The organism is Streptococcus sp. sy010 (assembly GCF_007859175.1).
Lineage (GTDB): Bacteria > Bacillota > Bacilli > Lactobacillales > Streptococcaceae > Streptococcus.
On the sequence record NZ_VOHO01000001.1, the window covers coordinates 226734 to 244231 of the forward strand.

The window sequence follows — 17498 nt, forward strand, 5'->3', positions numbered from 1 at the left end:
TATGAAGAGGTGAGCTAATGTTTTATCTCATTATTGCCTTGATGATTTTAGGTTACTATTTTTTTGCAGCACCTAAATCAATCAAGAATACCCTAAATATCATTTTTATTGTGGGTTTGGTAGGTAGTTTTGTGGTTTTAGCTATCTTGAGTTTTACCCAGTTGAGTCAATCGCCACCAGAGATTTTTGTTGGCTTGTTAATGACTTTAGTAGGTGTTTTAGCTTTAAAGGACATGTTTGCTCTGACCACTAAATCAAATCAATCGAAGAAATGAAAGGAAGACTTGTCGGGTCTTCCTTTTTCTTTAATCTTGAAAATTCCCTTAATTAAAGGTAAAATAGATAGAAATAGAAAGATTAGAATGAGATAAAAACGATATGAAAATGATTAGTCGGTTTAAAAATCAGAAAGTCTTGGTACTGGGTTTGGCTCGTTCAGGACTAGCAGCTGCTAAATTGTTACACCAATTAGGTGCTTTAGTTACGGTTAATGATGGTAAAGCCTTGGAAGAAAATCCGATGGCTAAAGAGTTATTAAGCATGGGGATGAAGGTGATTTGTGGTCATCATCCAGTGGAATTATTAGAAGAAGAATTTGCCTTGATGGTTAAAAATCCAGGGATTCCTTACAGTAATCCTATGGTTGTAGCTGCCTTGGAGAAGAGTTTGCCTATTTTTACTGAAGTTGAATTAGCCTATTTGATTTCTGAGGCGTCAATTATTGGTATTACTGGTTCAAATGGCAAAACAACCACCACAACTATGATTGCTAATGTTTTTGAGTGTGCAGGGCGTCCAGGCTTATTAGCGGGAAATATTGGCTTTCCTGCTAGCGAAGTAGCTCAAACAGCAAGGGCATCTGATGTGATGATTACAGAACTGTCTAGCTTTCAACTCATGGGTGTCAAAGAGTTTAAGCCCCATATTGCCGTGATTACTAACTTTGTGGCAAGTCACTTAGACTATCACGGTGAGTTTGACGACTATGTGGCAGCAAAGTGGAAGATTCAAGAGCAAATGTCTGAAGAAGATTTTTTGATTTTGAATGTCACACAAGATTTGGCCAAGGAATTGGCTAAAACAAGTAAAGCCACTGTAGTTCCTTTTTCAGTTACTGAAAAAGTGGACGGTGCCTATCTGTTTGAAAACCAACTTTACTTTAAGACAGAGTTGATTATGTCAGCTGATGAGATTGGTGTTCCTGGTCTTCATAATATAGAAAATGCCTTGGCAACTATTGCAGTGGCTAAATTATCTGGTATTGACAATCAAGCGATTAAAGAAGGGATTACTCGTTTTTCTGGTGTTAAGCACCGTTTGCAAGATTTAGGAACGGTGAAACAGGTGCGTTTTTATAATGATAGTAAGTCAACCAATATTCAAGCGACTCAAAAGGCTCTCTCAGGCTTTGATAACAAGCAGGTGCTTTTAATCCTAGGTGGCTTGGATCGTGGTAATGCTTTTGATGAGCTTTTGCCAGATTTACAGGGAATTAAGCAGTTAGTTTTAATCGGCGAAGTGGCTCCACGTTTGAAAGAACTGGCAGAAAAAACAGGTCTGCCTTGGGTAATGGCTGATAATGTGGCAGAAGCTACGGAATTAGCTTTTAATTTAGCCAGTGCTGATGATGTGGTTTTGCTTAGTCCTGCTAACGCGAGTTGGGACCAATACCTCAATTTCGAAGAACGTGGAGATGAGTTTATCCAAACAGTTGAAAAAATCAAGGGAGAACAAGCATGACCAAGAAAAAAATTATTTTCACAGGTGGTGGAACAGTTGGTCATGTTACCCTGAATCTACTTCTGATTCCTAGATTTTTGTCAGATGGTTGGGAAGTGCACTACATTGGTGATAAAAATGGTGTTGAATACCAAACCATTATTCAATCAGGTCTTTCAGTAACTTTCCATGGCATTGCGACAGGGAAATTACGTCGTTATTTCAGTTGGCAAAATTTTCTAGACTTATTCAAGGTAGCCTATGGTATTTTACAATCTTTAGTCATTGTAGCTAAAATCCGACCTAACGCTCTCTTTTCAAAAGGAGGCTTTGTTTCAGTTCCCCCAGTCATTGCAGCAAAAATTTTGTCTGTTCCAGTCTTTATTCATGAGTCAGATTTGTCTATGGGTTTGGCCAATAAAATCGCTTATAAATTTGCGACAAAGATGTACACAACCTTTAAACAAGCTAATTTAGCTAAGGAAGAACATGTTGGAGCAATCACAAAAATTGATCAAGACAGTGTTGACATGACCCAAGTTGATTTTATCCGCGACCAGTTTGATGCACAATTAAAAACCATTCTGTTTGTTGGCGGTTCTGGCGGAGCCAAGGTTTTTAATGAGTTTATTAGCCAAGAACCAGAATTGATTAAGCGTTATAATGTTATCAATTTATCTGGTGATGCTAGCCTTAACCAACTCACGAAAAATCTTTACCGTGTTGATTATGTAACGGATCTTTACCAACCTTTGATGGCAATGGCTGATGTTGTGGTGACTCGTGGGGGAGCCAATACCTTATTTGAGTTGTTAGCGATGAAAAAACTTCATGTGATTGTTCCTTTGGGTAAAGAGGCTAGTCGTGGAGATCAACTGGAAAATGCTGCTTATTTTGAGAAACAAGGTTATGCGAAACAGTTACTTGAAGAAGACTTGACTTTAGAGAACTTGGAATCAGCTATTGCTGAACTTTTGACCAAGCAAGCTAGTTATCAAGAAGCTATGGCAACAACCAAAGATTTGAAATCAATAGCTGATTTTTATAACGTGTTGGAAGCAGATATTAACCAAAATTAAGGGATATTATGTCAAAAAAAAATAAACATAATCAGGCAACACCTGAGAGAGAATTAAGTGATTGGCAAAAAAGAAATATTGAGTTTTTAAAGAAGAAGCAACAAGAAGAACAAATCAAGGCTAAGGCAGCTAAAGACTTATTAGCTAAAAGAAAATCATTGATGAAACAATCACTTCTTGAGGAAGAATCAGTAGTTCAATCTAAACCAAAGAAAAAAATAAGAAAAAAAAATCATAAGGTTACTAAACCAGAAAGTAGAACCTTTATCAAGGTTGTCCCAGTTATTCTTATTGCCGTTTTGGTCTTGGTAAGCTCGGCTTTCTTTTTAACTCCCTATAGTCAACAAAAGATACTGCAAATAACAGGAGTGGAACAAACAACAACTGAAGAAGTGAGCCAAGCTAGTGGTATTAAGAGTACTGACTATTTAACAAGTGTTTGGTTTAATACTAAGAATTATGAAAGAGCCATTAAAACGAATAATCCTTGGGTAAAAAAAGCAAAGATAACCTATCAATTTCCTAATATTTTTAAGATCAAGATAGAAGAATATCAGATTTATGCCTATGGTTTAACAGATCAAGGTTATCGACCTATTTTAGAAAGTGGTACGCGAGTAGATACGACTGATGCGATTGCTTTAACAGGAGAGGCTTTAATTGTTGACTTTGCTAATAAAAAGCAGATCAAGCAGTTAATTCAAGAATTACTTAAAGTTGATCAACAAATTGTGAGCCAAGTCAGAAATGTGAGTTTGACACCGAGTAAAGCGACAGCTGATTTGTTACAGTTGGAAATGTATGATGGTAATTTGGTAAGGGTTCCTTTATCAGAATTGTCCAAGAAGTTGTCTTATTATAACAAGATGATTCAGCTGACTGAGGTAGGCATCATTGATATGGAAGTTGGGATTTATCACACAACGAGTGAACTTGAAGCTCAAAATCAAAGCAGTCAAGAAGAAAACACATCGTCTAGTGAATCAGACACTTCTTCAGATGAAACCGAAAGTAGTGACGCAATCGAGACGAGTTTAGATGTGTCTGTGGAGGCTACCATATCAGAAACTGAAGAAAATCTCAGTGTAGAATAGGTTTGCCTAGAGATTTTATCGAAATAAAAAACGTAAAATGATATCATTTTACGTTTTTTATGATATAATAATCACTGAGTAATTCTATTTTTGAATAGTATAAATGAATCATAGTTTTGAAAAGATAGTGAGGTCAAGTGAATGGCTAGGAATGGCTTTTTTACAGGTTTGGATATAGGGACGAGTTCAATCAAGGTTCTAGTTGCTGAACTTGTTCAAGGAGAGATGAATGTCATCGGTGTAAGTAATGTCACAAGTACTGGTGTCAGAGATGGTATTATTGTTGATATTGAAGCAGCAGCGAATTCGATTAAATCAGCTATTGAACAGGCAGGTGAAAAAGCAGGGATTACCATTGATAAGGTTAATGTGGCACTTCCTGCTAATCTGTTACAAATCGAGCCCACTCAAGGGATGATTCCTGTACCTAATGAATCAAAAGAAATCAAAGATGAAGATGTGGCAAGTGTCGTTCGTTCAGCCTTGACTAAGAGCATCACTCCTGAGCGTGAGGTCATCTCATTGGTACCTGAAGAATTCATCGTTGATGGTTTTCAAGGAATCCGTGATCCAAGAGGCATGATGGGCGTGCGTTTAGAAATGCGTGGTTTAATCTATACTGGGCCTAATACTATCTTGCATAATTTAAGAAAAACAGTTGAGCGTGCAGGGATTCAAGTTGAGAATATTATCATCTCCCCTCTAGCCATGGCGAAATCAGTCTTAAATGAAGGGGAACGTGAGTTTGGTGCGACTGTTATTGATATGGGAGCAGGGCAAACGACAGTAGCTTCTATGCGAGCACAAGAGTTGCAATATACAAACATCTATTCTGAAGGTGGTGAGTATGTTACTAAAGATATTTCTAAGGTACTCAAAACTTCTATGCAGATTGCAGAAGCCTTGAAATTTAACTTTGGTAGCGCTGATACCAATGCAACGAGTTTGACAGAAACTGTTCCTGTGGATGTTATTGGTAGTGATGAGCCTGTTGAAATTACTGAACGTTATTTATCAGAAATTATTTCAGCTCGTATTCGTCATATTTTAGAGCGAATTAAACAAGATCTAGAACGTGGTCGTTTGCTTGATTTACCAGGTGGTGTAGTCTTAATCGGTGGTGGGTCAATCTTGCCAGGGATTGTTGAATTAGCACAGGATGTATTTAAAACAAAGGTTAAATTACATGTGCCTAATCAAGTTGGTATTCGTAATCCAATGTTTGCCAATGTTATTAGTTTGGTAGAATATGTTGGAAAAATGAGCGAAGTAGAATTATTAGCTCAAGCTGCTGTAACGGGTGAAGAATTGCTAAGACGTAAACCAACTGATGTTGGACGTCCGACGATGTCAGTGACTGTTCCAGCTCCAACAATGTATCAAGAAGAAACTTTAGATACTGGTGTTCGTCCACCACTACAAGCTCCAGAAGATTTCATTCCCCAACCGATTAAAACGAAAAAAGTTAAGCCAAAGAAATCAAAAGATAAACTAGGCGATCGGGTACGTGGTGTGTTTGGAAGTTTATTTGATTAAAAGTTTGATTGAAATGAGGAAATAAAATATGGTATTTTCATTTGATGCTGCGTCTGTTCAAGGAGCAGTGATAAAGGTTATTGGTGTCGGTGGAGGCGGTGGTAATGCCATCAACCGCATGATTGAAGAAGGTGTGGCAGGTGTCGAATTTATTGCAGCCAACACAGATATTCAAGCCTTGAGTGCGTCTAAGGCAGAAACAGTCATTCAATTAGGTCCTAAATTAACACGAGGTCTTGGGGCTGGAGGTCAGCCTGAAGTTGGTCGTAAGGCTGCTGAAGAAAGTGAAGAAGTCATTGTTGAAGCGTTGACAGGGTCTGACATGGTCTTTATCACTGCTGGTATGGGTGGTGGCTCTGGTACAGGAGCTGCACCAGTGATTGCTCGTATTGCCAAAAGTTTGGGCGCTTTAACAGTAGCAGTGGTGACTCGTCCGTTTGGTTTTGAAGGAAACAAACGTGGTAATTTTGCAATCGAAGGCATTGCTGAATTACGTGAGCAAGTAGATACGCTTTTGATTATTTCTAACAATAATTTATTGGAAATTGTTGATAAAAAGACACCACTTTTAGAAGCACTTAGTGAAGCTGATAATGTGTTGCGTCAGGGCGTTCAAGGTATCACTGATTTGATTACTAATCCTGGTTTGATTAACTTGGACTTTGCTGATGTTAAGACAGTTATGGCTAATAAGGGCAATGCTCTTATGGGTATCGGTATCGGTAGCGGTGAGGAACGTATCATTGAAGCTGCTCGTAAAGCTATTTATTCACCACTTTTGGAAACAACCATTGATGGAGCTGAAGATGTTATCGTTAACGTCACAGGTGGTTTGGATATGACCTTGACAGAAGCAGAAGAAGCGTCTGAAATTGTTGGTCAAGCAGCAGGTAATGGTGTTAACATCTGGTTGGGAACATCTATTGATGAGAGCATGAAAGATGAGATTCGTGTGACGGTTGTTGCAACTGGTGTTGGTAAAGACCGTGTTGAAACAGTGGCTAATTTCCGTCAGCCTCGTCAATTTACTTCAGGTCCTCAAACGCAACCTCTAGAAACACAAGAACCAGTGCAAACAGGTTTTGATCGTCGCCACAATTTTGATATGGCTGAAGTTCGTGAAATGCCAACTAGTTCTGTTTCTAGTAAGCAAGTAAAACCTGCTAGTGAACAATCATCATTTGGCAATTGGGATTTAAAACGTGATCAGATTACCCGTCCTACAGAAGGAGAGTTAGATAGTCAATTAACTATGTCTAGTTTCCAACAAACTGCTTTTGAAGGTGACGATGAATTAGAAACACCGCCATTTTTCAAAAATCGTTAAGATGAATCTTGCTAAAAATAAACAAGAAATCATGAAGCAAGTAGCTGTCTTGGTTTCTGATGAACAAAAGGCTCAACCGGTTGAAGTGATTGCAGTAACGAAATATGTAGATGTTGCAACAACTCAAGCCTTAGTTGATTTGGGGCATCATCATCTTGGTGAAAATCGTGTTGATAAATTTTTAGAAAAATATCATCAGGTTAAGGGCGATGTGTTAACTTGGCATTTTATCGGAAGTCTTCAGCGGCGTAAGGTAAAAGAAGTTATTGATTATATTGATTATTTCCATGCTTTAGATTCTCTTAACTTGGCTTTAGAGATTCAAAAACGAGCAAGTAAACCAGTTAAGTGTTTCTTACAAATCAATATTTCAAAAGAGACAAGTAAGCATGGGGTCTATATAGAAGAATTGGATGATTTACTAGAAGAACTAGCAAAATTAGATAAGATTATTCTTGTAGGCTTGATGACAATGACTCCTTTTGAAGCCAGCGATGACGAAAAACAAGCGATTTTTCGACAAGCAAGATTGCTCAGAGAGCGATTAGCTGAAAAGAAAATAGCTCATATGCCATTTAAAGAATTAAGTATGGGAATGAGCGGCGATTTTGCTCTGGCCATTAAAGAAGGAGCGACCTTTGTTAGAATTGGCCAATCATTTTTTAAAGAATAGGAGATAGAAATGGGACTAAAAGATTTTACAAATAATATCATTTCTTATTTTTCAACGGATGAGGTCAGTGAACTTGAAGAATTTGAGCAAGAAAGAGAGGTTGCTCAAAGTTCTCATCGGCAAGAGGTTAGAGAACACGAGCGTCCTCGTCCTCAAGCACCGAGACCACAGATAGCTCAACCACAAAGAGAGCCAGTAACAACAATGAAAACGTCAACTCAAGAGACCGTCAGAACAAGAAGTCCAAAAGCAGATTTGAGAGCTGTTCAACATCAAAGCATGGGAGAAGCGGTAACAATCGCTCTTAAATATCCTCGTAAGTATGAAGATGCTCGAGAGATTGTGGCTCTATTAAATAGTAATGAATGTGTCTTGATTGATTTTCAATATATGCTAGAAACTCAAGCTAGACGATGTCTAGACTTTATTGATGGTGCTAGTGAAGTTTTATCTGGTAATTTACAAAAAGTAGGGTCGTCGATGTATCTATTGACACCAGCTTCAGTTGTCGTTGATGTTGAAGAAATGCAAATTCCAAATACTGCTCAAGATCAGTCCTTTGATTATGACATGAAGAGAAGATAAAACATGGTTTTGGTTATTTTAGTAAGTTTAAGACTAATTCAAGTTTATTCTTATATTCTATTTATCTACGCGATCATGTCTTGGTTTCCAGGTGCTTATGAAACGAAACTGGGACAAATAATAGTTGGTTTAGTAGAGCCACTATTAACACCCTTTAAAAAGTTTCGTTTAGTTTTTGCAGGTCTTGATTTTACAATTTTTCTAGTCATGTTCCTACTTAATCGTTTAAGTGCCTTTTTGATTAGTTTATTGCAATGACAGATAAGAGATTGATTTATCAGCATTTTCATTCGGATGAAAAAGTATTTATTGATAAGATTAGCGATTTAATCACCAAGATGGAGAATACCTATACTTATCAATTGACAGAATTTTTAGATCCAAGGCAGTTACAAATTGCACTCAGTGTTTTAGGACAGGCTCAAGTCAAACATTTTGTTTCGACACTTATGGCACCGATGGAATATACAAGAGTGATTATTGCTCCTGATTATTACGAGTTAGCTGTCGAAGACTTTAATTTGACTTTGGTAGAGATTGATTACCCACGAAAATTTTATACGTTATCTCATCGACAAGTTTTAGGAGCCTTGCTTAATCAATTAGGTATCAGACGTTCTCTGCTCGGAGACATTTTGCTGGTTGATAAAAGAGTTCAGATTTTTTTGGACCAAGACAAAGTGATTTATTTGAGAAATCAGGTGGAAAAAATTGCTTCTGTTCCAGTTTCTTTTCGGGAAGTTTCTCTTGAAGAACGTTTGGTAGGAGAAGGAGCAAGTGATGAACAACTTGTTTTAACGATTAGTTTTCGAGCGGATACCCTATTAGCTAAGGTGATAAAGGAATCTCGAACGACGATTACACGATTGATTGAGCAAGAAAAAGTGAAGTGTAATTATCATCTCCTTCAACGTGGAAGTCAAGACTTGAAAATAGGAGATTTGATTAGTATTCGTGGGTATGGTCGTTTTCAAATAAAAGAAATTTTAGGACAGACTAAACAAGGAAAATATAAGGTGATCATTCGTCAAATGATTGCTAAATAAGGAGGAATGTATGGCGCTAACAGCATTAGAAATTAAAGAAAAAACGTTTAAAGTAAAATTTCGTGGGTATAGTGAAGACGAAGTTAATGACTTTTTAGATTTGGTTACTGATGAGTATGAGGACTTGGTACGTCTTAATCGTGAACAAGCCAATAAAATTAAGTCTTTGGAAGAAAAATTAGCTTATTTTGATGATATTAAAGAGTCTTTGAGTCAGTCCGTTATTTTGGCTCAAGAAACTTCTGAAAATATCAAATCAACAGCTCAAGTAGAAGCAGATAACATTATTGCTCAAGCAAATAATTTGTTGGAAGAATCTAAATTAAAAGGCAATCAGATTATTCGTGATGCTGCTGATGAAGCAAAAGTTGTAGCGATTGAGACTGAAGATTTGAAACGTCAAAGTCGAGTCTTTCATCAACGCTTATTGGCTGCCATTGAAGCTCAACATAGTTTGATTATGTCGCCAGAATGGAGTGAACTCTTACAACCGACAGCCGTTTATTTGCAAGATTCGACATCGGCTTTTAAAGAAGTTGTAGAAAGTGTTTTAGATGAAAAAATGGTAATGAAATCCGATGAAGACTCATTGGATGCCACACGTCAATTTACACCAGATGAGATTGCAGAATTGCAACGTCGTATGGAAGAAAGTAATAAGCAACTTGAAACCACTCAAGAGCTTAAGACACCAGTTGTGACTGAAGACGTGGTGGTAGAAGAAGTTAAGGAAAATCCTAAGCCATCTTTTGGAGAAACACAAACATTTAAATTAAATATTGCTGATTAACAAAAACAAGATAATCTTTTGATATTTCTAGCGAATAGGAGATGGTGGAAGTCCTATAATCCCTCAACTGATTATTATCATTTTGTCGCATTCTAGCTGAACATCAGAGTAAGTTAGGACGGTTTGTTGTCGTTACTCAACAAGATGAGGGATAATACATCAGTGTATTATCTGAATTAAGGTGGTACCACGAGCTTTCGTCCTTTTTGACGGAGCTCTTTTTATATGAAAAGGAGAATGATATGAAATTAAAAGAAACTTTGAATTTAGGCAAGACGGCTTTTCCAATGCGTGCAGGCCTACCAAACAAAGAACCAGAATGGCAAAAAAAATGGCAGGAAGCAGCTATTTATCAGAAACGTCAAGAATTGAACGCAGAAAAACCAACTTTCTTTCTACATGATGGCCCTCCCTATGCAAACGGCAATATCCATGTTGGTCATGCCCTCAATAAAATCTCAAAAGATATCATCACTCGTGCTAAGTCGATGATGGGTTATCGAGCTCCCTTTGTACCAGGTTGGGATACTCATGGTTTACCAATTGAGCAAGTTTTGTCTAAGCAAGGTGTCAAACGCAAAGAAATGGACTTGGTTGAGTACCTTAAAATGTGTCGTGATTATGCGCTTAGTCAAGTTGATAAACAAAGAGAAGATTTTAAGCGTCTAGGTGTCGCAGCGGATTGGGAAAATCCTTATGTCACCTTGACACCAGATTTTGAGGCCGCACAAATTCGTGTCTTTGGGGCTATGGCTGACAAAGGTTATATCTATCGTGGAGCCAAGCCTGTCTATTGGTCTTGGTCATCTGAGTCAGCCTTGGCTGAAGCAGAGATTGAGTATCATGATTTAGTATCGACATCGCTGTACTATGCCAACCGTGTCAAAGACGGTAAAGGTCTTCTTGATACTAATACTTATATTGTAGTTTGGACAACAACACCATTTACAGTAACGGCTTCGCGTGGGTTGACCGTTGGTCCTGAGTTTGATTATATAGTGGTTAAACCAGCAAATGATAGTCGAAAATTCCTGGTTGCTGCTGATTTACTTAATTCTTTAGCAGAACGTTTTGCTTGGGAAAATGTGGAAGTTTTGGCTAGCTATCAAGGTAAAGAACTAGACCGTATTGTGACAGAACATCCATGGGATCAAAAAGTTGATGAATTGGTTATGAATGGTGACCATGTGACTCTTGATTCTGGTACAGGTGTTGTCCATACGGCACCAGGTTTTGGTGAGGATGACTACAATGTCGGTATCAAGTATGGCCTAGAGGTTGCTGTGACAGTTGATGAACGTGGTATGATGACGGAAAATGCTGGTCCTGATTTTGCTGGTCAGTTTTACGATAAAATCACACCAGTTGTCATTGAAAAACTGGGCGATTTGCTTTTAGCACAAGAAGAAATTTCTCACTCGTATCCATTTGACTGGCGAACTAAAAAGCCAATCATTTGGCGTGCGGTACCACAATGGTTTGCTTCTGTTTCTCAGTTCCGTCAAGATATTTTATCAGAGATTGACAAGGTTAATTTCTATCCGGCTTGGGGTAAAACGCGTCTTTATAACATGATTCGTGACCGTGGTGACTGGGTTATTTCCCGTCAGCGTAACTGGGGTGTGCCTTTACCAATCTTTTATGCTGAAGATGGTACGGCAATCATGACCAAGGAAGTAACAGACCATGTGGCTAATCTTTTTGAAGAACATGGTTCAATTATTTGGTGGGAACGTGAAGCTAAGGAACTTTTACCAGAAGGATTTAGTCACCCTGGTTCACCAAACGGTCAATTTACTAAAGAAACAGATATTATGGACGTCTGGTTTGATTCTGGTTCATCATGGAATGGCGTGATGAATACGCGTTCAAATTTGGGATATCCAGCAGATCTTTATCTTGAAGGCAGTGACCAGTATCGTGGTTGGTTTAACTCGTCTTTGATTACTTCTGTTGCGGTTAATGGTCATGCTCCATATAAATCAATCCTTTCTCAAGGTTTTGTCCTTGACGGTAAAGGCGAAAAAATGTCTAAGTCGAAAGGCAATATTATTTCACCAAATGATGTTGCCAAACAATATGGAGCAGAGATTCTTCGTCTTTGGGTAACTTCAGTCGATACCGATAATGATGTTCGTGTGTCAATGGATATCCTAGCTCAAGTATCTGAAACTTATCGTAAAATCCGTAATACCTTACGTTTCCTTCTAGCAAATACTGCTGATTTTAATCCAGAAACAGATAGAGTAGCCTATCAAGATCTACGTCCAGTGGATCAATACATGACGATTAAATTTAATAAATTGGTGGCAAGTATCATCGCAGCCTATGAATCTTATGATTTTATAGCTATCTATAAAGCAGTTGTCAATTTTGTTACAGTTGACTTGTCAGCCTTCTATTTGGATTTTGCTAAGGATGTCGTTTACATTGAGGCAGTGGATAGCCTAGCTCGTCGCCAAATGCAAACTGTCTTTTATGATATTTTGGTTAAAATCACAAAACTTTTGACACCAATCATGCCTCATACGGCAGAAGAAATCTGGTCATATCTGGAACATGAAACAGCAGAATTTGTTCAATTGACTGAAATGCCAGAAGTGGAAACATTTGACAACCAAGACGAGATTTTAGAGAAATGGGAAGCCTTCTTAGTTTTCCGTACCAAAACTCAAAAAGCTTTGGAAGAAGCAAGGAATGCTAAAGTTATCGGAAAATCATTAGAAGCTCATTTGACGGTCTATGCGGATGAAACTGTAAAAAAACTTTTGACATCTCTTGAATCAGATATTGCTCAACTGTTGATTGTGTCACAATTAACTCTCAGTGATCAATCAGCACCAGTAGATGCTGTTGTCGTTGATAATGTTAGCTTTAATGTAGAAGCGGCAAGTGGTCAAGTGTGTGAGCGTTGTCGTCGAGTTGACGAGTCAACACAAGAGCGTCCTTACCAAGTAAATATTTGTGCTCACTGTGCTGAGATTGTAGAAACACATTTTGTTGATGCAGTGGCTCAGGGATTTGAAAAATAAAAGAATGACCAAAAGGTCATTCTTTTTTATTAGGCAGATAATAGCAAACCAAGAACCAGTTAACTGATTCTTGGTTATTTGATAGGGATTGAAATTTCAATCAGATTAGGAGTGTGCAAGGTTTGTAATTGATCAAAAAGAGCGAGAGTTGAGTCAATTTTACGTTTCATGAAAAATTCACGAATTGCCACAATTTCTTCATCCTTGATGGCCCGATGTTTATTAGAAATTAACAACTCATAATGTTTGGGAGCTTTGGTAAAGACCACGTCTGTATTACCAGCTGAATAGACTTCAACTAATTCAGCATCAGTATTGGTGAGTTGGCTTTTAACCAAGGCGGAATGGCTACTTGTGGTATTGATTAGTCGCATAAATTAATCTCCGAATGATTTTGATAATTTTATTATAGCATATTTTTGTGAATAAGTTAACATATTAGTGATTTTTTTGCCACTCTTTAACCCCCCATTGATGACTACCACGTTTGAGTTTGCGAATCGCTTCGTCAACAGGAAACCAAGCCAGTTGATTAAAGTCTTCTAGGGGGGATTGTGCCACTTGGAAATGGGTCACTTGATAAAGATAGGCTGGATTGTAGTAGTGTTTGTCACGGTGACTAGAATAAAAGTATTCGTCAGCTTGGCCATAGTATTGTCCAAATTCAGCTGTAAAACCTAATTCTTCAATCAATTCACGACGCAGAGCAGTCAGATGCTCTTCACCAGCTTCAATCTCTCCCCCAGGTAAAAACCAAGAACCGTTAGGAGCTTGAACAAGGATAATTTGATCATTTGTCTTATTAGGAATGATAGCATAAACACCATATCGTGTGGTATAGTCTGTGTTTTCTTTTTTTATACCAAAGGTTGGTCTTGTGGTCATTACATTTCTCCTTTTCCTTTTATTATAACCTGTCAACGTTAAAAAATCTAGTCTAAATGACTAGATTTTTCAGTTTAATCAGTTATTTCGGAAGATTCAGTAACTTTTGTGCTATCTGCTTTTTTAGCTGATTTAATCATGATTTGACCATTGCTTGTCATCACAGCCTTGAGTTGTTTTTCGTTTGGATTTTCAAGATAGAAGTCAGTTAAGGCATCTTCAATATAATCTTGGATGGTTCTACGAAGTGGGCGAGCTCCCATTTTAGGATCATAGCCTAAGTCAACCAATTTTTCTTTAACCTTGTTGGTGACTTCAAGTTCAATGCCGTTATTGGTTAGGCGTTGACGAACAGTGGCAAGCATAAGGTCAACGATGGTTAACAGATTTTCCTTGCTAAGAGGCTGAAATTCAATAATCCCATCAAAGCGATTCATGAATTCAGGGCTGAAGAAATCACCTAATTGGTTGAGAACCGAATGAGTGCGTCCTTCACGACTAGCACCAAAACCAACTGAGGCTTCTACTTTACCTGTGCCGGCATTAGAAGTCATGATGATAATGGTATCTTTAAAACTGACGGTACGCCCTTGACCATCAGTTAGGCGACCATCATCTAAAACTTGAAGAAACATGTGCATCACATCAGGGTGGGCCTTTTCCACTTCGTCAAGTAAAATGAGAGAATAAGGGTTGCGACGTACTTTTTCTGTCAGTTGTCCAGCCTCATCATAGCCCACATAGCCTGGAGGGGCACCGACTAATTTAGCAACAGCATGTTTTTCCATGTATTCGCTCATGTCAAAACGAATCATGCTATCAGCCGAACCAAAGAGTTCAATGGCTAGTTGTTTAGAGAGTTCAGTTTTACCGACACCAGTTGGACCGACAAACAAGAAACTACCAATTGGACGGTTAGGGCTACCAAGACCGACACGATTACGACGAATGGCTTTGGCAATCTTATCAACAGCTTCATCTTGACCGATGACCTGTTTTTTCAAATCATCAGCGAGATTGAGCAGTTGAGATTGTTCTTTTTCTTTCAAGTCCCCAATAGGAATATTGGTTTTTTGTTCAACAATCGCTTCAATATGCTTTTCAGTGATGATTGGCATATCTTGGTCATCAATTTTTTGTTCCTGCATTTCCTTATATTTGGCAATCTGATCTCTAAAGTAAGCAGCTTTTTCATAATCTTCATCACGAGTGGCTTGTGCCTTGAGATTTTCTGCCTCAATTAAACGCTTGTCTAATTCTTTTGGATCAACGAAATTTAGGGTTAAATTCATTTTTGAGCCAGCTTCGTCTAGCAAATCAATAGCCTTATCTGGTAGGAAACGATCTTGAATATAGCGATTGGAAAGTCGAGCAGCCGATTCAATGGCTTCATCTGTGTATTTGACATGATGATAGTCTTGATACTTAGGTTGGATACCACGAAGAATGGTAATGGTTTCTTCAACACTTGGTTCATCGACCTTGACTGGCTGCATACGGCGTTCAAGGGCGGCGTCTTTTTCAATGATACGATATTCGTTAAGAGTGGTAGCACCTACTAATTGTAACTCCCCACGAGCAAGAGCGGGCTTAAGAATGTTGCCGGCATCCATATTGCCATCGCCTGCAGAGCCAGCTCCGACAATCTCATGGATTTCATCAATGAAAAGAATGACATCTTGTCGCTGACGAATCTCATCCATGAGTTTTTGCATGCGTTCTTCAAATTGGCCACGAATGCCTGTTCCTTGGACAAGGCTAACCACATCAAGACGGATAACTTGTTTTCCTTGAAGTTTTTGAGGGACATTGCCATCAACGATTTTTTGGGCCAAACCTTCTACAACGGCAGTTTTACCAACACCAGGCTCACCGATAAGAACAGGGTTATTCTTGGTCCTACGATTTAGAATCTCAATAACACGAACGATTTCTTGATCACGTCCAATGACAGGGTCGATATTACCTTGTTTAGCTAGGTCAGTCACATTGATACCAAATTCGTCCAAGAGTCCTTTTGGCTGTTTTGGGGCTTGTTGCTTGTTGTTACGGTTGTTTCCACCGTTTCCAGAACGTCCCCCACCAGCTTGAGTTTTAGGTGCATTTGGTAAATCTTGATTGAAAGCACGGAAATTATTTAAATCACCAAAAAAATCATCAAAGAAAGGATTGAGTGAATTGCTACTCATTCCTTGCTGACTTGGTTGACTTTTCATGATTTGGTAGCAATTTTGGCAAAGGTCAATTTGTTGTTGTTTGCCATTAACACTTGTATAGAGATGAATACTTGCTTCATTTAGATTACAATTTTTACATAGCATAATCAGTACCTCTTTTCAATAGAAGTTGGTTTCAAAAGCTTGAATCTCGATTGGTCAAAAAAGGTCAAACTTTTATAGTTTTATTATACAACAATTAAGTAAATAAGCAAGTAAAAAGATTATTCCTTACCGATAGGTTAGTTATTTTTAGCTAAGATAAGGAAAAAACGCCTGTTTTTTTGCGTCTTTATTGATTTTTGTGATAAAATAGAGAAGTAGTATTTAGAAAATAGGAGAAAACCATGGAATCACATTTGGTAAGAATTATCAATCGCTTGGAATTGATGGCGACTGATGGTGGTAATTTAAAACGTAATTTTGAACGTGAAGGTGTAGTGGTTGCTGAAGTATCATTTAATCATGATCCAGAAACAGGAGCAGTGTTTACCCTGCGTGATGTTGCAGCGCGTGAGACCTATACCTTTGATAGCATTGATTTGATTGCAATGGAAATTTATGACTTACTTTATTAAGCATGCACAAAAACACCGTTAGGTGTTTTTTGTTAGAAGGAGATAGAAATGGCAAGATTGATAGATGGTAAGGCGGTTGCTCAGCAGATGCAAGCAGAATTGGCTGAAAAAGTCGCTAAATTAAAATCAGAAACAGGAATTGTTCCTAAGCTGGTAGTAATTTTGGTTGGTGATGATCCTGCCAGTCAACTTTATGTGGGCAATAAAGAAAGAGCTGCTCTGAAAGCAGGTTTTGAGAGTGAGATTGTTCGTGTTCCAGAAACTATTAGTCAAAGTGACCTTTTGGACTTGATTGAGAACTATAACCAAGATAGAACTTGCCATGGGATTTTGGTACAACTACCCTTACCAAATCATATCAATGATCAAGACGTACTGTTGGCAATATCGCCAGACAAGGACGTTGATGGCTTTCATCCTATGAATATGGGGCAACTCTGGTCAGGACATGGGAGTTTAATACCTTGTACACCAGCAGGCATTATCAAGTTATTGGATACTTACAAGGTCGAACTCGAAGGCAAACAAGCCTTAGTGATTGGCCGTAGCAATATTGTCGGTAAGCCTATGGCTCAACTGCTGTTAGATCGAAATGCAACGGTGACCATTGCGCATTCACGAACTAAAAATTTAGCAGAACTGGCAAGACAAGCTGATATTTTAATTGTGGCTATTGGCCGTGGTCATTTTGTTACAAAAGAATTTGTTAAAGAAGGGGCAGTCGTGATTGATGTCGGCATGAATCGTCTAGCTGATGGCCGTTTTGTTGGAGATGTCAAGTTTGATGAGGTTAGTGAAGTGGCTAGCCTAATTACCCCAGTTCCAGGGGGAGTGGGGCCTATGACCATTACTATGCTTTTGGAGCAGACCTATCAGATTGCAAAAAATAAGGGACTTAGCTAATAGAGCTAAAAATTGCTGAGAGAGCTGAATCAACA

The 17498-nt window shown here is 38.3% G+C and carries 17 protein-coding genes and 1 pseudogene; 15 read left to right on the top strand and 3 right to left on the bottom strand.

Annotated elements, in window-relative coordinates:
• Positions 1-17 precede the first annotated feature (17 nt).
• The 13 genes and pseudogenes from FRX51_RS01185 to ileS all read left to right on the top strand — a co-directional run bounded on the left by FRX51_RS01185 (position 18) and on the right by ileS (position 12881).
• Positions 18-275 (top strand): DUF3165 family protein, encoded by a 258-nt coding sequence (locus FRX51_RS01185; protein ID WP_146460155.1) that lies wholly within the window; start codon positions 18-20, stop codon positions 273-275.
• 103 nt (positions 276-378) lie between these two features.
• The gene (gene murD, locus FRX51_RS01190) at positions 379-1740 is read left to right on the top strand and encodes a UDP-N-acetylmuramoyl-L-alanine--D-glutamate ligase (RefSeq protein ID WP_146495119.1); all 1362 of its coding nucleotides are present in this window, start codon (positions 379-381) and stop codon (positions 1738-1740) included.
• On the top strand, positions 1737-2798 hold the full coding sequence (locus tag FRX51_RS01195; protein ID WP_146495121.1) for a UDP-N-acetylglucosamine--N-acetylmuramyl-(pentapeptide) pyrophosphoryl-undecaprenol N-acetylglucosamine transferase: 1062 nt from the start codon (positions 1737-1739) through the stop codon (positions 2796-2798). The genes murD and FRX51_RS01195 overlap by 4 nt, the downstream gene beginning before the upstream one ends.
• Before the next feature lie 8 nt (positions 2799-2806).
• Positions 2807-3892, top strand: a complete 1086-nt coding sequence (locus FRX51_RS01200) for a cell division protein FtsQ/DivIB (RefSeq protein WP_146495124.1) — start codon at positions 2807-2809, stop codon at positions 3890-3892.
• Between the two features lie 141 nt (positions 3893-4033).
• A pseudogene (gene ftsA, locus FRX51_RS01205) lies at positions 4034-5225 on the top strand (cell division protein FtsA); the annotation flags it as partial.
• Entirely contained in the window at positions 5201-5428 is a 228-nt protein-coding gene (locus FRX51_RS05910) for a cell division protein FtsA C-terminal domain-containing protein (protein WP_398586887.1), read from the top strand. The pseudogene ftsA and the gene FRX51_RS05910, both read left to right, overlap by 25 nt.
• A gap of 28 nt (positions 5429-5456) precedes the next feature.
• Positions 5457-6755: a cell division protein FtsZ gene (ftsZ, locus tag FRX51_RS01210; RefSeq protein WP_146495128.1), complete on the top strand. Its 1299-nt coding sequence runs from the start codon at positions 5457-5459 to the stop codon at positions 6753-6755.
• Position 6756: 1 nt separating this feature from the next.
• The gene (locus tag FRX51_RS01215) at positions 6757-7428 is read left to right on the top strand and encodes a YggS family pyridoxal phosphate-dependent enzyme (protein WP_146495129.1); all 672 of its coding nucleotides are present in this window, start codon (positions 6757-6759) and stop codon (positions 7426-7428) included.
• 9 nt (positions 7429-7437) lie between these two features.
• On the top strand, positions 7438-8013 hold the full coding sequence (locus FRX51_RS01220; protein WP_146495131.1) for a cell division protein SepF: 576 nt from the start codon (positions 7438-7440) through the stop codon (positions 8011-8013).
• A gap of 3 nt (positions 8014-8016) precedes the next feature.
• The gene (locus FRX51_RS01225) at positions 8017-8271 is read left to right on the top strand and encodes a YggT family protein (RefSeq protein ID WP_146495133.1); all 255 of its coding nucleotides are present in this window, start codon (positions 8017-8019) and stop codon (positions 8269-8271) included.
• A complete protein-coding gene (locus tag FRX51_RS01230; protein WP_146495135.1) occupies positions 8268-9059 on the top strand; it encodes an RNA-binding protein in 792 nt (263 codons plus the stop codon). Before FRX51_RS01225 ends, FRX51_RS01230 begins: the two co-directional genes overlap by 4 nt.
• 10 nt (positions 9060-9069) lie before the next feature.
• Positions 9070-9849, top strand: a complete 780-nt coding sequence (locus tag FRX51_RS01235) for a DivIVA domain-containing protein (RefSeq protein WP_146495137.1) — start codon at positions 9070-9072, stop codon at positions 9847-9849.
• Between the two features lie 242 nt (positions 9850-10091).
• Entirely contained in the window at positions 10092-12881 is a 2790-nt protein-coding gene (gene ileS, locus FRX51_RS01240) for an isoleucine--tRNA ligase (RefSeq protein WP_146495139.1), read from the top strand.
• A 74-nt stretch (positions 12882-12955) separates the two neighbouring features.
• Here the strand turns inward: ileS and FRX51_RS01245 are convergent, their stop codons facing one another.
• The 3 genes from FRX51_RS01245 to FRX51_RS01255 all read right to left on the bottom strand — a co-directional run bounded on the left by FRX51_RS01245 (position 12956) and on the right by FRX51_RS01255 (position 16087).
• A complete protein-coding gene (locus tag FRX51_RS01245; protein WP_146460187.1) occupies positions 12956-13255 on the bottom strand; it encodes a DUF1827 family protein in 300 nt (99 codons plus the stop codon).
• Positions 13256-13319: 64 nt separating this feature from the next.
• Positions 13320-13766: an NUDIX hydrolase gene (locus tag FRX51_RS01250; RefSeq protein WP_146495141.1), complete on the bottom strand. Its 447-nt coding sequence runs from the start codon at positions 13764-13766 to the stop codon at positions 13320-13322.
• Positions 13767-13840: 74 nt separating this feature from the next.
• Positions 13841-16087 (bottom strand): ATP-dependent Clp protease ATP-binding subunit, encoded by a 2247-nt coding sequence (locus FRX51_RS01255; protein WP_146495143.1) that lies wholly within the window; start codon positions 16085-16087, stop codon positions 13841-13843.
• 242 nt (positions 16088-16329) lie between these two features.
• Here FRX51_RS01255 and FRX51_RS01260 point away from each other — a divergent pair, with 242 nt between their 5' ends.
• A complete protein-coding gene (locus FRX51_RS01260; RefSeq protein WP_146460196.1) occupies positions 16330-16560 on the top strand; it encodes a YkuJ family protein in 231 nt (76 codons plus the stop codon).
• Between the two features lie 48 nt (positions 16561-16608).
• Complete coding sequence (locus tag FRX51_RS01265; protein WP_146495145.1) at positions 16609-17463, top strand: bifunctional methylenetetrahydrofolate dehydrogenase/methenyltetrahydrofolate cyclohydrolase; 855 nt, start codon at positions 16609-16611, stop codon at positions 17461-17463.
• The last annotated feature ends 35 nt before the right edge of the window (positions 17464-17498 follow it).

What these genes read in the sequence shown, in the direction of transcription:
- FRX51_RS01185 (WP_146460155.1), top strand. Translation starts at nt 18, where the DNA reads ATGTTTTATCTCATTATTGCCTTGATGATTTTAGGTTACTATTTTTTT.
- murD (WP_146495119.1), top strand. Translation starts at nt 379, where the DNA reads ATGAAAATGATTAGTCGGTTTAAAAATCAGAAAGTCTTGGTACTGGGT.
- FRX51_RS01195 (WP_146495121.1), top strand. Translation starts at nt 1,737, where the DNA reads ATGACCAAGAAAAAAATTATTTTCACAGGTGGTGGAACAGTTGGTCAT.
- FRX51_RS01200 (WP_146495124.1), top strand. Translation starts at nt 2,807, where the DNA reads ATGTCAAAAAAAAATAAACATAATCAGGCAACACCTGAGAGAGAATTA.
- ftsZ (WP_146495128.1), top strand. Translation starts at nt 5,457, where the DNA reads ATGGTATTTTCATTTGATGCTGCGTCTGTTCAAGGAGCAGTGATAAAG.
- FRX51_RS01215 (WP_146495129.1), top strand. Translation starts at nt 6,757, where the DNA reads ATGAATCTTGCTAAAAATAAACAAGAAATCATGAAGCAAGTAGCTGTC.
- FRX51_RS01220 (WP_146495131.1), top strand. Translation starts at nt 7,438, where the DNA reads ATGGGACTAAAAGATTTTACAAATAATATCATTTCTTATTTTTCAACG.
- FRX51_RS01225 (WP_146495133.1), top strand. Translation starts at nt 8,017, where the DNA reads ATGGTTTTGGTTATTTTAGTAAGTTTAAGACTAATTCAAGTTTATTCT.
- FRX51_RS01230 (WP_146495135.1), top strand. Translation starts at nt 8,268, where the DNA reads ATGACAGATAAGAGATTGATTTATCAGCATTTTCATTCGGATGAAAAA.
- FRX51_RS01235 (WP_146495137.1), top strand. Translation starts at nt 9,070, where the DNA reads ATGGCGCTAACAGCATTAGAAATTAAAGAAAAAACGTTTAAAGTAAAA.
- ileS (WP_146495139.1), top strand. Translation starts at nt 10,092, where the DNA reads ATGAAATTAAAAGAAACTTTGAATTTAGGCAAGACGGCTTTTCCAATG.
- FRX51_RS01245 (WP_146460187.1), bottom strand. Translation starts at nt 13,255, where the DNA reads ATGCGACTAATCAATACCACAAGTAGCCATTCCGCCTTGGTTAAAAGC.
- FRX51_RS01250 (WP_146495141.1), bottom strand. Translation starts at nt 13,766, where the DNA reads ATGACCACAAGACCAACCTTTGGTATAAAAAAAGAAAACACAGACTAT.
- FRX51_RS01255 (WP_146495143.1), bottom strand. Translation starts at nt 16,087, where the DNA reads ATGCTATGTAAAAATTGTAATCTAAATGAAGCAAGTATTCATCTCTAT.
- FRX51_RS01260 (WP_146460196.1), top strand. Translation starts at nt 16,330, where the DNA reads ATGGAATCACATTTGGTAAGAATTATCAATCGCTTGGAATTGATGGCG.
- FRX51_RS01265 (WP_146495145.1), top strand. Translation starts at nt 16,609, where the DNA reads ATGGCAAGATTGATAGATGGTAAGGCGGTTGCTCAGCAGATGCAAGCA.